12 protein-coding genes are annotated in these 11,903 nt (G+C 61.8%); 7 read left to right on the forward strand and 5 right to left on the reverse strand.

What is annotated here, in order from left to right; all coding sequences use genetic code 11:
- The 3 genes from AC2YI2_RS21540 (at position 1) to AC2YI2_RS21550 (ending at position 4,084) form a co-directional block, all read left to right on the forward strand.
- Positions 1 to 2,310: a N,N-dimethylformamidase beta subunit family domain-containing protein gene (locus tag AC2YI2_RS21540; protein WP_487388540.1), complete on the forward strand. Its 2,310-nt coding sequence runs from the start codon at positions 1 to 3 to the stop codon at positions 2,308 to 2,310.
- Positions 2,311 to 2,448: 138 nt separating this feature from the next.
- Positions 2,449 to 3,384, forward strand: coding sequence for a LuxR C-terminal-related transcriptional regulator (locus AC2YI2_RS21545; RefSeq protein ID WP_487388541.1), 936 nt, complete (start codon positions 2,449 to 2,451; stop codon positions 3,382 to 3,384).
- 91 nt (positions 3,385 to 3,475) lie between these two features.
- Positions 3,476 to 4,084, forward strand: coding sequence for a DnaJ domain-containing protein (locus AC2YI2_RS21550; protein ID WP_487388542.1), 609 nt, complete (start codon positions 3,476 to 3,478; stop codon positions 4,082 to 4,084).
- Between the two features lie 186 nt (positions 4,085 to 4,270).
- Here AC2YI2_RS21550 and AC2YI2_RS21555 read toward each other — a convergent pair whose 3' ends face one another.
- The 5 genes from AC2YI2_RS21555 to AC2YI2_RS21575 form a co-directional block, all read right to left on the reverse strand.
- On the reverse strand, positions 4,271 to 4,462 hold the full coding sequence (locus AC2YI2_RS21555; RefSeq protein WP_487388543.1) for a CsbD family protein: 192 nt from the start codon (positions 4,460 to 4,462) through the stop codon (positions 4,271 to 4,273).
- Positions 4,463 to 4,561: 99 nt separating this feature from the next.
- Positions 4,562 to 5,680, reverse strand: coding sequence for an AI-2E family transporter (locus AC2YI2_RS21560; RefSeq protein ID WP_487388544.1), 1,119 nt, complete (start codon positions 5,678 to 5,680; stop codon positions 4,562 to 4,564).
- Positions 5,681 to 5,762: 82 nt separating this feature from the next.
- Complete coding sequence (locus AC2YI2_RS21565) at positions 5,763 to 6,236, reverse strand: YciE/YciF ferroxidase family protein (protein WP_487388545.1); 474 nt, start codon at positions 6,234 to 6,236, stop codon at positions 5,763 to 5,765.
- A gap of 385 nt (positions 6,237 to 6,621) precedes the next feature.
- A complete protein-coding gene (locus tag AC2YI2_RS21570; protein WP_487388546.1) occupies positions 6,622 to 7,008 on the reverse strand; it encodes a hypothetical protein in 387 nt (128 codons plus the stop codon).
- A 96-nt stretch (positions 7,009 to 7,104) separates the two neighbouring features.
- The gene (locus tag AC2YI2_RS21575) at positions 7,105 to 7,878 is read right to left on the reverse strand and encodes an SDR family NAD(P)-dependent oxidoreductase (RefSeq protein WP_487388547.1); all 774 of its coding nucleotides are present in this window, start codon (positions 7,876 to 7,878) and stop codon (positions 7,105 to 7,107) included.
- A gap of 153 nt (positions 7,879 to 8,031) precedes the next feature.
- Here AC2YI2_RS21575 and AC2YI2_RS21580 point away from each other — a divergent pair, with 153 nt between their 5' ends.
- The 4 genes from AC2YI2_RS21580 to AC2YI2_RS21595 are packed head-to-tail and all read left to right on the forward strand — an operon-like array spanning position 8,032 to position 11,818.
- Positions 8,032 to 8,736 carry a GntR family transcriptional regulator gene (locus AC2YI2_RS21580; protein WP_487388548.1) on the forward strand — a complete coding sequence of 235 codons (705 nt, stop codon included), beginning with the start codon at positions 8,032 to 8,034 and terminating at the stop codon, positions 8,734 to 8,736.
- 2 nt (positions 8,737 to 8,738) lie between these two features.
- Positions 8,739 to 9,764: an ADP-ribosylglycohydrolase family protein gene (locus AC2YI2_RS21585; protein WP_487388549.1), complete on the forward strand. Its 1,026-nt coding sequence runs from the start codon at positions 8,739 to 8,741 to the stop codon at positions 9,762 to 9,764.
- Positions 9,757 to 10,740 (forward strand): PfkB family carbohydrate kinase, encoded by a 984-nt coding sequence (locus tag AC2YI2_RS21590; protein ID WP_487388550.1) that lies wholly within the window; start codon positions 9,757 to 9,759, stop codon positions 10,738 to 10,740. Before AC2YI2_RS21585 ends, AC2YI2_RS21590 begins: the two co-directional genes overlap by 8 nt.
- Positions 10,741 to 10,756: 16 nt before the next feature.
- The gene (locus AC2YI2_RS21595) at positions 10,757 to 11,818 is read left to right on the forward strand and encodes an ABC transporter substrate-binding protein (protein WP_487388551.1); all 1,062 of its coding nucleotides are present in this window, start codon (positions 10,757 to 10,759) and stop codon (positions 11,816 to 11,818) included.
- Positions 11,819 to 11,903 lie beyond the last annotated feature (85 nt).

An 11,903-nucleotide genomic window follows, 5' to 3' on the forward strand; every position in this document is an offset into this window, starting at 1 on the left:
ATGACCAATACCCGCATCTTCGGCTATGCCGATCCTCTTTGCGCCCGGGCGGGCGGGACGGTCGACTTCATGATCTCGGTCGAGGGACAGGATCACGTGACCGCGAGCCTGGTCCGGGTCATCCATGGCGACGAGAACCCGGAGGGGCCGGGCTATGTCGAACTGCCAACCGACATCAAGCTCCCCGCATCGATCCCCGCCGGGCGGCAATTCACCCAACTCGGCAGCTTCGCCCGCACAGATGATCCAAACGGACGCCTGGACGGCCTATCCTCCTTCACCCTGTTCGCCCATTTCCAGCCCACCGCGCCGAAGGCGGAACGCCAGCAGATCATGGGGCGCTGGGCGATCGATCGCACCATGGGCTTCGGCCTCGGCGTCGATCCGGATGGCCATGTCGCGCTCTGGGTCGGCGACGGAACCCATGTCGACGAGATCCGCACCGAGATCACGCTGGTGCCGCGCTGTTGGTATTTCATCGCCGCGTCCTTCGATGGCGCGACGAGGAAGGCCGAACTGCATCTGATCAATTGCGTCAACGCCTGGAACAGTCGGATATCGACTGTCGTGCCCTTCGAAGCCGACAGCTGGGTGCGCGAAAGCCTTCGCGTTTCGCCTGTTCCAACGGGAGGCGAAGCGAGCTTCAAGCTGGCTTCGGCGACGGCCTGGAACCCGATCCGCGGCCATCATGCCAGCCTGCTGTTCAACGGCAAGATCGATCGCGCCGGGGTCTATGATCGCCTGTTGACGAGGGCCGAGATCGTAGCCCTTGCCGGCGGTGCGGCACCGTCGCCAGAAGGCCTCGCGGCCTATTGGGATCCGACCGCGAACCTCTCACGCGAGGGCGTGGGCGACACCATCCCCGACACCGGCCCGCACGGCCTCCACATGCAAGGGATCAACCGCCCGGTTCGCTGCATGACCGGCTTCAACTGGAAGGGCGAGGAAAGCTATCGCCTTGCGCCTGAAACATTCGGCGGCGTGCACTATCACGACGACGCGCTGACCGACTGCCGCTGGCAGAAGACCTTTTCACTTCCCCTCCCCGACGATCTCAAGTCTGGCATCTATTGCCTGAAAATCGCGGCGGGCAACGGCACCGACTCCGTCCCCTTCATCGTCCGCCCCAAGACGCCGAAGGCCAAGCTCGCCCTGCTGCTCCCGACCTTCACCTATCTCGCCTATGGCAACGAGCATCTGTCCTACGAGGCCCCGATTGCCCAGGCGATCACGGCGCATACGCCGGTGCTGAACGAGGAGGATCTCGAATACAAAAAGCTCGAGGAGTTCGGCCTCTCGACCTATGACCACCATTCCGACGGCGCCGGCTGCTGCTATTCCTCCTGGAAGCGGCCGATCATCACGCTGAGGCCCCGCTACCGCTTGCCGGCGATGAACTTCCCCTGGGCGCTCCCCGCAGACCTGTCACTGATCTGGTGGCTGGAACATGTGGGTCTGGACTACGACCTGATCACCGACCATGACCTCCACGCCGAAGGCCTCGAATGCCTCAAGCCGTACCGGACGGTAATCAACGGCACCCATCCCGAATATTATTCCGAGGAGATGATGGACGCGACCGAGGCTTACCTGAAAGAAGGCGGCCGCGTGATGTATCTTGGCGGCAACGGCTATTATTGGGTGACGGGCACGCGCAAGGACGAACCCCACTGCATCGAGGTCCGCAAACTCGACGCCGGTTCCCGCGCCTGGCAGGCCGAACCCGGCGAGGGCTACCTGGCCTGTACCGGCCAAAGGTCGGGCCTCTGGCGGTCGCGTGGCCGGGCGCCACAGAAGATCGTCGGCCTCGGCTTCACAGCCGAGGGCATGGATGCGAGCCAGCCTTTCGAACGGATGCCGGACAGCTTCCACAAGCGCGCCTCCTGGATCTTCGAGGGTATCGGCGACGATGAATTGATCGGCGACTTCGGCCTCGCCGGCGGCGGCGCCGGCGGCATCGAGATCGACCGCTACGAACTCGGCCTCGGCACGCCGCCGCATACGCTGCTCGTTGGATCGACTTCGGGCCATTCCGACAACTACCCGCTCGTCTCCGAAGAGGTCACCTATGCCTTCCCCGGCCGCGGCGGCACGCAGGATGCGCAGGTGCGGGGCGACATGATCCTCTTCTCCACGCCCGAAAACGGCGCCTGCTTCAGCGTCGGCTCGATCGCCTGGAGCCAGGCCCTGCCCTGCCACGGCGGCGAAAACAATGTGGCGAAGATAATGCTAAATGTGTTAAATGCTTTCCTGAGGGAAGGAGCCCTGCCCGGCAGTCAGTATACCGGAGACGAAAAGCTCTGGCGCTGAAGTCCAAGCCGGAATGAACCGGGCCTCGTTTCCTGGAATGCGGAAGGAGTTTCGAGCCGACCTGTCAGGATGTCCTGTCTGGGGTCTGGGGGGCCTATGGGACTGGGAATAACCAGCTTTTCGCGTTTCATAAGCGACATGAACCACCGCACCCAGTCTGAGGACGCGGAGGGCTTGGCGCGCTGGGCCGTATCCGAACTCTCTGAGACACTCGGCTTTGACGCGGCATGGTATGGCTGGGCGACACTGCGCCAGGAAGGCGTGGAGGTCTATGCCAATACCACCTTCAACCTGCCGGAGAATTACTACGGCAACTGGCTCAGAATGTCCGACCAGGACCTGCTTGCCCGGTCGATGATCGAAAACCCCGGTTACGTCGCCACCTACGACCGGGGGCAGTCGCGCCAGACCGACGGCATGGCGGACCTGTCGGACAGCTACGGTCTGAGACGGATGGCGACCGCGATGAACGGGCGCTATGGAGAGTTTGCCAACTTCTACATCTCCTCATACCGCACCGGCAAAACCGCGCGGGCCTTCAACGAGGAAGAGCGCGATTTTTTGCAATGCGCCGTCAATCATCTCTCCTCGGCGATGAAGCTCTCGACATCGGAGCCCGGCCGTATCTCCGTGCCCGGTTCGGTGACAATCCTTGCCTCGAAGGATGGTATCGGCCTTCTCTGTCTCGACGCTCTCAGAGAGCAGTTCGGCGATGTCTGGCCGCGCTGGACGGGTGACAACCTGCCCGAACAGCTTGCCTGCCTGATCAGCCAACCCGGCACCCATATCCTGTCGGAGCGCGATCTTGTCGTTTTGGTCGAGCGGACACCCAATTTTCTCAACATGGACCTCCGCCGCCTGACACTCCGGCGCCTGAACCGTTTCGATCTGCTCACCAAGAGAGAGCGCGAGGTCGCGCGCGAGCTCGCAGGCGGAAAGAGCGCCAAGGAGGTCGCCCGTCATCTCGGTCTTGCGCCGGCGACGGTGCGCAACCAGACGCAATCGATCTACCAGAAACTCCAGGTCGACAATCGTGCCGCACTGGTCGCAGCGGTGCCCTTGGGAGCGGGTTGATTGAAGGAGAGCGCCGCCAGCATGCCCAAGGTTCGCACATGCCCAATTCGCCAATTCTTGCCTAGTTGATCGGCTTTCTCCATATAGAGCCATGGCGGTCGAATCAAAAATCTTCGTTGGTCTCAAATCCACTCGAAAAAAATCAGCTCCTCGCAGCGAACCCACCGGTCCGAAATGCCAGTGGGACCAGTGCGAAAAGCATGGAGCGCACCGCGCGCCGGTCGGGCGGGACGCCGAAGGCCTGTATCTGTTGTTCTGTCTTGAGCACGTCAAGGAATACAACAAGGGCTACAATTACGCGACCGATCTCTCCAGCCCGGAAGTCGCCCGCTATCAAAGAGAAGCCACGACCGGCGAACGCCAGACTTGGGGCACCGTTGTCGAAAAATCTGCCGAAGCGCCGATGCCGTCTACCGCTCGATCGGGTTCTGCGAAGGCTTTGAACGCTCGCAAGACCACAACCCAACGCCAGACAGATCGACGTGACCCTGAGGTGCGAAAGCTGAAGGCGCTTGAAGCTCGGGCTTTTGAGACGCTTGGCCTCTCGCCAAATGCGACGCCGCAGGAGATCAGGAGTCGCTACAAGGAAAAGCTCATCATGCATCATCCGGATGCCAACGAGGGAAATCGCTCCTCTGAAGACGCTCTCCGCGCATCGATCGAGGCCCACAAGATTCTAAAGCTGAACGGCTTTTGTTGAAATCGCGCTGCAAATCCATGCGCGGTTTCCCATGCCATCGAGATTTCTTGCCCTGCCAACTCGCGTCGGGCGTCCATCAGCCCGAGTAACGCTCTCAGGCCTGGTTTGCATTAGGGCTTCCCGGTCATCTGTCTGGAGACCGGGCGCTCAGCCGGTGGCGAGCGCCCTTTTGTCGTCGGTTCTCGTTCAGGCGCGATCGACGACGCCCTTGATGGCTTCCTTGGCCTTGCCCTTGACCTGCTGGGCGTCACCCTTTGCTTCCTGGACGATGCCCTTGGCCTGCATTTCCTTGTCGTCCATCGCCTTGCCCACGCCCTGACGCGCCTTGCCGACCAACTCGTTTGCCTTGCCGACGACCTTGTCTGAAGTGCTACCCATTTCATTCTCCTTGTAAGAGACGTGATCGTCTCACCGCAGGAAACAACGGGCAGCGCCTCACTCCGTTCCATTGATGTGACAATGTTGCGCGAAGACGGATCACTCCTCCGGCTTCGACATTGATTGCTGCGCCGAGAGGAAGTTTCCAAACGCCTGGAGCGGGTCGAAATGATCGCAGATCACTTTGATCACAACAAGAATAGGGACCGCGAGGAGCGCGCCGATGAAGCCCCAAATCCATGACCAGAACGAGATCGAGATGAAGACGGCGACCGTATTGAGTTCCAGCCGCCGACCCAGCATCAGCGGCGTGACGAGCTGCCCCTCGATGATGTTGCAGGCGAGGACGAAAGCGGGGGCGGCGAGGCCGATCACGATCCCGTCGAAGGTGGCAAGCGATATCACCGCGACGAGCAGCACGGTCACCAGGGCCCCGATATAGGGAAGGAAGTTCAGGATCGCGGCGGCCACGCCCCAGACGAGCGCGTCGGGAATTCCCAGCAGCCACAGGCCCGTGCCAACGGCGACGCCCAGGCCAGCATTGATGATGGTGATCGTGAAGAGATAGCGGGATATCTCCCGCTCGACGTTATAAACCACTCTGAGCACCTTCTTCTTGTCACTCAGCTTGGGAACGCTCTGGATGATCTTTTCGTAGAACATCGTACCGGACGCGAGCAGGAACAGCGACAGCACGAAAGTAATGGCTAGCGTGGTGCCGATCGACACCGCGTTGCCGGCGGCGCGGGAGAGGATGCCCGGCTGCGCGACGACGACTTTCTGGACATTCGTGTCGGAGACGGCTTCCGTCGCGGAGTCGATCTGTGCGGTGGCCTTGATCGCCTTCTCCACCGTCATCTGCAGCGTGTGGACCTTTGCCTGGAGTTTTTCGCCTATGGCTGGCGCGTCCGCCACGAGCGCCGATACGGGGCCGCTGGTCACGTAGACGAGCACCGCAATCGCTGCCGCCGTTACAACGATCAGCAGCGTGGCGGAGAGCGCCGATGGCACCGAGCGCTTGGATAGGAATCGCACCACCGGCGTGAGCGTGAGCGCGAGAAGGAAAGCCAGGACGATCGGGGTGAGGAACTCACGTCCGATATAGAGGCTATAGATGACCATCAGGAACAGAATGCACCCGACATATTTCTGCAGCCGGGTCGATCCGGGCGACGCGTCAGGCACGGTCGGCGTGTAGGCCTCGGAATCGGTCGGCATCTGCGTGGCTCCTTCATTGGTGTCGAATTGAAAAAACCCCGACGCTCATGCGACGGGGCCGCCGATCTACAATGCCCGCTGCCTATTTGGAATTGATGGCGGTTATCGCTAGCGTGGTCAGCTTGGCGTTCGCCCCCTTTTCCTCGTCGAGGATTTCCGTCAGGAGAACATGCGCCTTCTCATTGCCCAGGACCTTCGCCCATTCCCGCAGCGAGCCATAGCGCGAGATTTCGTAGTGCTCGACGGCCTGGCAGGCACCGATCAGGCCTGCATCGAGAGCGACACCTTCGGCCTCTTCCATCAAACCCTCGGCTTCCTTGATGAGGCCATCGGCGGCATCGCATTTCACGCCTTCGGGTTTGACATTGATCGTCTTGAACACTTTCTTGAGCGTTTCGATCTGCCCCTTGGTCTCCTGGAGATGGGCTTCGACCGCAGCCTTCAGCTTGGCATTCTTCACCGCGACGGCGATCTTTGGCAGCGACTTGGTGATTGCGTTCTCGGCGTAGTAGACGTCTTTGAGCGTGTGCTCGAACAATTCGGCGAGAGTTTTCACGGGAATTTCCTTTGTTGGAGACGCCCAGTAACGGAAATGTGGGGCGATCGTTCCTGTGTGAACGAATTCCTAAGATGCCGGCACGGCTAAGGCAGTCAGTTTCGGGTCACTTGAACCCGCCAATCCACAATGATGGCACGGGTGATGCTGATACCGGATGAGCTCCAGTTTCGCGCGAAAGGATAGAAGCGGCGACACGACGAAGAAAAAGCCCGGCCGCCGAAGCGACCGGGCCCAAGTCCTCGTTCTCTACTGGGGAAAACGCGATCTATTTCGCTCCCGCCTGTTTCAACAATACGTCAGCTATTGAGAGCGCGCAGGTGACACGCATTCAACGAGCGACAGAGCTGGAAACTCATCGTCGGAATGCCGGCAGCGGATCGTGCTACTTGGCAGGATGCGGGATGCGGATCTGCCTAGGCGGCCCCTTCTGCAGGATGACCATGGCCTCTCCGAACAATTCCCGACGCCGGGCCGTGCGCGCGTCGAGGCGACGCTGCTTCACATCCGACGGCGTCTGCTCATTCATTCCCACGAGAGAAGCTTCGTTCTCCACCATGTCGAGCAAGAGATTGCGCATCACCGTGGTCTCCTCGCGGAGGCGCTTCAATTCCCCAAGCTGTTTGTTGCCGCTGAGCTTGCCCGCAATCACATCGTCAATGTTTTTCTCAACCAGGCGCGTCTTTGCGGCCAGGTAGCGAACGAAGAAGAACGTACTGACAGCGACACAGATGCTGAAGGCGACGGACAAACTGATGAGGACGTAGAACATGATCGGCTCCTGTACCCCTCAGGTCGTGACGATGCATCGAGATTTCAATAGCTGAGCTACCACCGGCGAGGCGTCGCTGACCGCCATGTCGGACCCTCAGGCGACAGACCAGCCGCCATCCACCAACAGGTTCGCGCCGGTGATCAGGCTCGCGGCCGGCGATGCAAGGAAGACCACGGCACCCACCACATCGTCGGTTTCACCGATCCGACCGAGTGGAATATGGTCGAGCGTCGCCTGGCGGTTGTCGGAATCGGACAGAAAGGGTGCAGTGCCGTCGGTGTGGATGAAAGTCGGCGACACGGTATTCACAGTCACGTTGTAACGCGCCCACTCGGCTGCAAGGCACCGCGTCAGATGGTTGATGGCCGCCTTGCTCATGCAGTAGATCGCCTCGCCGCGGAGCGCCACGGTGCCGGCCTGCGAACTGATGCTGATGATACGCCCCTCTTTGCGCTCGATCATATGACGGCCGACCGCCTGGGTCATCAGGAAGGTGCCCTTGATGTTGACATCCAGTATCTGGTCGAGGTCCTTCTCCTCGACGCGTTCGGCGAGATCGCCCGGAGCCACCCCGACATTGTTCACGAGGATGTCGATCCGCCCAAACGTCCGCAGCGCCGCATCAACTGCTCCTGCGATATGTGTCTTGTTGGGGATGTCGAGCTCGACCAGGAGGACCCTGCGCCCGATGCCCTCGAGTTCGACAACGAGGTCCGCAGCTGCCGCGACATCTCGGACCCCCAGAACGATATCCGACCCCGAGGCGGCACAGGCGATCGCGCAAGCACGACCGATCCCGCGGCTCGCCCCGGTCACGAGCGTCACCTTGCCGTCAAGGGTGAAATCCGGCGCGTTCTTCATCTTCATGACACCTGCCTCGATGACGCCGATTTATGGCATTATCGGTGCATGGAAGCCAGATGTTGACAGGCAGCAATTTCATGGCATGCTAGTGAACAGGATTAAACAGGTTCATTGCACAGGCATGACATGGCTCGGCGCTCCAGTCTGAAGACCCCCTTGAAGCCCGGCGCGCCGAAGCCGGAGCAGATCGCTTCTGTTCTTGAACAGGAGATCCGCTCGGGCGTACTCGCCTTCGGCGACCGGCTGCAGAGCGAAAACGAACTTGTCCAGCGCTTCGCCGTCAGCCGCAACACGTTGCGCAAGGGTCTCGAGGAGCTGAACAGCCGCGGCCTGATCACAACCAAAGTCGGCATCGGTTCCTTCGTCACCTTCAACGGCCAGACGATCAATGATGTCATGGGTTGGTCGAAGGCGCTCGCAGATGTCGGCGCCGACACGGCGACACGCGTCCTGCGCATCGAAATGATGCGGGATGCGGCGCTCGCAGCGCAAATGAAGATCGACGACGACGCCTTCATCGCGGTCGATCGTCTCCGCCTTTTGGCGAAGGACCAGACGCCCATCTCGATCGAACGCAGCCGGGTGCCGTTCCTGCCGGAACTCGAAGACGTGCCGTTACGCGGTCTTCGCGACGGCTCCCTTACCCAGACGCTGCGCGCGGCTGGCCTCGTGCCCGACCATGGCGAGGAATGGGCCGATATCGAAATGCTGGGCGCAGCCGATGCGGAACTGCTCCGCTGCGCTCCTGGCAGTGCCTTCCTCCGCACTCGGCGACTGACGCGGGAGGCCGAGGGGCGGCCGATCGAATATGTCACCAGCTTGCTCAACCCCGCCTATTTCGCGCTTCATCTGGAGTTCTGACGATGGCGGTGCAGGAGGAGATCGCATTCAACAGAGCTCTGGGGGCACTCGTCGGCGGCGCGCTCGGCGACGCCATGGGCATGCCGACCCAGCTTCTATCGCCCGCCGAGATCAGGGCCGACTACGGTTTCGTCGATCGCTTTGTCGATCCCGCGCCGGATCATCCGGTGTCGAAGGGCCTCAAGGCGGGCACGATCACTGACGATACCGAACAGACGCTGCTGCTCGCATCGGTGCTGCTGAAATCCGGCCAGAGCTTCGATCATCATGCCTGGGTCAATGCTCTCATCGCCTGGGAGGAAGACATCAAGGCGCGCGGCGGCTACGACCTGCTCGGCCCCTCGACCAAGCGGGCGATCGACGCGATCAATTCAGGCACGCCGCCCGAGGAAGCAGGCCGCAACGGCGAGACCAATGGCGCGGCAATGCGGATCGCGCCCGTCGGCATCCTTGTCCCGCCGGGCGACGCGCTGATTGCACGGGTCGCGGAGACCTGCGGCGCCACCCACAACACGACGATTGCGATATCCTCTGCCGCAGCCGTGGCGACCGTTATCAGTCATGGCATCGACGGCGCCGATTGGCGCAAGGCGATCAGCCATGGGGTCGCCGCGGCGCGTGCGGGCGAGAAGCAGGGTCATTGGGTACCGGGCGGCACAATTGCTGCGCGCATCGAATGGGCGCTTGAGATGGTCGAGGGCTGCTCGGTCGAGGAAGGCATTTCGCGTGTCTTCGACCGGCTCGGCACCAGTGTCATCTCGCAGGAATCCGTGCCGGCGGCCTTCGCCGTGCTGAAGCTCGCCGAGGGAAATGCCTGGAAAGCTGCGGTGATCGCCGCCAATCTCGGTGGTGATACCGATACGATCGGCGCCATCGCCGGATCCATGGCCGGCGCCTGCGCCGGCTACGACAGCCTGCCCGCCGACAGGATCGGCGGCCTTGTCGGCATCGATCTCGACGCGGTCAAGGAACTGGCTCACGCGCTGGTTCGGGCACGGTTTGCCGCACGGGAGGCGCAGCATGGCTGATCCCCGTCTCATCCATATCGGCAGTTCTGTTGTCGATTTCATCTACCGCATCGTCCGTCTGCCCGGTCCTGGCGACGACCTTACCGCTTCATCCTTCTCCGCCCTTCCCGGTGGGGGTTTCAACATGATGGTCGCGGCGAAGCGGAGCGGCATGCGCACGGCCTATGCCGGCAAGATCGGCGACGGGCCGTTCGGGATGTTGATTTCCGACGCGCTCGCCGCAGAGGGCATCGAGCGGCTCCAGCCGGTCAGCCGCGGCATCGACAGCGGCACCTGCGTGGTCTTCGTGACCGAGGGCGACGGTGAGCGGACATTTGTATCCCGACCCGGCGCCGAGGGCGTTATCACGCCTGACGATTTTCCCTACATGATGCCTTCACCCGGCGACTGGGTGTTCACCACGGGCTACACGCTCGCCTATCCCGGCAGCCAGCAGGGCCAGACGCGCTTCATCGAAACGCTGCCCGACCATGCGACCTTCGCCTTTGATCCGACGGGCATTGTCGGCGAGATCCCCGTCGATCTGCTGCATCGTGTGCTCGGCCGCACCGACTGGCTCAGCCTCAACCGCAACGAGGCGGCTGATATCGTCGGTCGCACCGAGGATGCCGAGATGGCGGCGCGCCTGTTCGCGCGGCACTGTCGGCGGGCGAAAGGCATTGTCCTGCGCTCTGGTTCCGCTGGCGCGCTTCTTGCGCTGGCGGGCCAAGAACCGGTCTTTGTGCCCGCCTTCCGCGTCCACACAATCGATACCAACGGCGCGGGCGACGCCCATGACGGCGCCTTTATTGCCGCGCTGAGCCAGGGCCGGCCGCCGATCGAGGCACTTCGCTACGCCAATGCGGCGGCAGCCATCTCGACCACCCGCCATGGCGGGCCGGCGGCGCCCGATGCCGATGAAATCAACGAATTCCTGAAACGTGCCCGGGAAGAGAATTCCGCTGATGCGGAGACAAAGGGAACATTGGCACTCTAAACGGAGAGGAAATGTCATGAACATGACGCGCATGATTGCAAAGACGATGACGACTGTGGCCATGACCGCACTTCTGGCGGGAACGGCGCTCGCTGCCGAACTCCACGTGCTCAACTGGAAGGGCTACGGCGCCGACGAACCCTGGGCCATTGAAGCCTTCGAGAAGGCGACCGGCCACAAGGTCATCAACGACTTCTTCAATTCCGAGCAGGAAATGCTCACCAAGCTCAGGACCAATCCCGGCCTCTACGACGTCGTGATGATCAACGCCGCCTTCAACGACCAGGCGTTCAGCGAAGGCCTGGTCGAGCCGATCGATACGTCCAAGATCGCCAACTACGCCAATGTCGGCGCCGAGAAGGCCCAGTCGCCGATGCTGAACCACGACGGCAAGGTCTATGGCGTGCCGTGGGTCTGGGGCGTCACGGCACTCGCCATCAACGACAAGAGCTTTCCGACTCCGCCGACCTCGATCGGCGTGATGTGGGACGAGGCACACAAGGGCCGCGTCGTGCTGCGCGACGATGCCGTCGAAGCGATCCAGTTCGGCGCCATCGCGACGGGCCAGGATATCAATGACATCAAGGACATGGATGCGGTGAGGGCCAAGCTCACCTCACTCATGCCGCAGATCCGCACCTTCTGGAGCGCCGAGAACGACTTCAACCAGATGGTCGCCGCCAACCAGATCGATGTCGGCACCTATTGGAGCGGCTCGGCCGATCGCGCCAAGAAGAACTTCAAGCTGCCGGTGAGCCTGGTGATCCCGGAAGAAGGCTGCGTCGGCTGGCTCGACGCCTTCTCGATCCCCAAGGGTTCGAAGAATGTCGAGGGTGCCCAAGCCTTCATCAACTACATGATCGATCCGGGCTTCTACACTGAGTGGGTGGCCAAGGTCGGTGCCCCGGTGTCGGCGAATGACAAGGCGCTCGAAGCCCTGCCCGCGGATGCTTTCAACCGGGTGGTGATGGGCGATCCCAAGGTCGCCTCGCGCATCAAGTTCCAGGCGCCGATTACCGATGCTCAGCGCGAGGCCTATCTGGCGCTCTGGCAGGAGATCAAGGTCAACGTGAAGTAGCCGGAGCGTGCTTGTCTTGGGTGTGCACCCCTCACCAAGCCCGCCCAAGTCTTCGCCTTCGGCTCAGCCGGGCTTGCTATCCTCT

Source organism: Rhizobium sp. SRI_017, assembly GCF_057586295.1.

Coding starts and splice junctions, on each gene's coding strand:
- AC2YI2_RS21560 (WP_487388544.1), bottom strand. CDS start 5,680: ATGCCGACCGATTCCGAGGCCTACACGCCGACCGTGCCTGACGCGTCG.
- AC2YI2_RS21590 (WP_487388550.1), top strand. CDS start 9,757: ATGGCTGATCCCCGTCTCATCCATATCGGCAGTTCTGTTGTCGATTTC.
- AC2YI2_RS21585 (WP_487388549.1), top strand. CDS start 8,739: ATGGCGGTGCAGGAGGAGATCGCATTCAACAGAGCTCTGGGGGCACTC.
- AC2YI2_RS21545 (WP_487388541.1), top strand. CDS start 2,449: ATGAACCACCGCACCCAGTCTGAGGACGCGGAGGGCTTGGCGCGCTGG.
- AC2YI2_RS21575 (WP_487388547.1), bottom strand. CDS start 7,878: ATGAAGATGAAGAACGCGCCGGATTTCACCCTTGACGGCAAGGTGACG.
- AC2YI2_RS21540 (WP_487388540.1), top strand. CDS start 1: ATGACCAATACCCGCATCTTCGGCTATGCCGATCCTCTTTGCGCCCGG.
- AC2YI2_RS21555 (WP_487388543.1), bottom strand. CDS start 4,462: ATGGGTAGCACTTCAGACAAGGTCGTCGGCAAGGCAAACGAGTTGGTC.
- AC2YI2_RS21570 (WP_487388546.1), bottom strand. CDS start 7,008: ATGTTCTACGTCCTCATCAGTTTGTCCGTCGCCTTCAGCATCTGTGTC.
- AC2YI2_RS21595 (WP_487388551.1), top strand. CDS start 10,757: ATGAACATGACGCGCATGATTGCAAAGACGATGACGACTGTGGCCATG.
- AC2YI2_RS21550 (WP_487388542.1), top strand. CDS start 3,476: ATGGCGGTCGAATCAAAAATCTTCGTTGGTCTCAAATCCACTCGAAAA.